Origin of the sequence: Arthrobacter sp. SAFR-044, assembly GCF_051965175.1 — a bacterium.
Lineage (GTDB): Bacteria > Actinomycetota > Actinomycetes > Actinomycetales > Micrococcaceae > Arthrobacter.
Map to the genome: position 1 here is coordinate 1 of NZ_JBQCMK010000041.1, position 545 is coordinate 545.

A 545-nucleotide genomic window follows, 5' to 3' on the forward strand; every position below is an offset into this window, starting at 1 on the left:
TGGCGGCGGGGTCCGGTGACGATGGCGGCGATCGCTGCGGTGGACATGGCGTTGTGGGATATCAAGGGCAAGCTCGCCGGGATGCCGGTGTACCAGCTGCTCGGCGGTGCGTCGCGGAACGGGTTGCGGGCGTACGGGCACGCGTCGGGTGCCGATATTGAGTCGTTGTTTGATTCGGTCCGGGAGCATTTGGAGCTCGGGTACAAGTCGATCCGGATCCAGACGGCGGTCCCGGGGATCAAGGCTGTTTATGGTGTGGCGGCGCAGGCGCAGGCGTCGGGGGAGCGGTATGACTATGAGCCGGCGGGGCGGGGTGCGTTCCCGGTGGAGGAGGACTGGGACACCCGGGCGTATCTGCGGCATTTACCGACCGTCTTCGAAGCGGTCCGGAATGAGTTTGGTCCGGAGCTTCCGTTGCTGCATGACGGGCACCACCGGATGACGCCGATCCAGGCCGCGAAGCTGGGCAAGGCGTTGGAGCCGTATGACTTGTTCTGGCTGGAGGACTGCACGCCGGCGGAGAACCAGGAGGGGCTGCGCCTGGT

At 66.2% G+C, this 545-nt stretch carries 1 protein-coding gene; it reads left to right on the top strand.

The annotated features are described in order from the left end of the window. Positions 1-545, top strand: a 545-nt coding sequence (locus tag ACTHQS_RS21050; protein ID WP_440172747.1) for an enolase C-terminal domain-like protein, incomplete at both ends; no start/stop codon positions are given.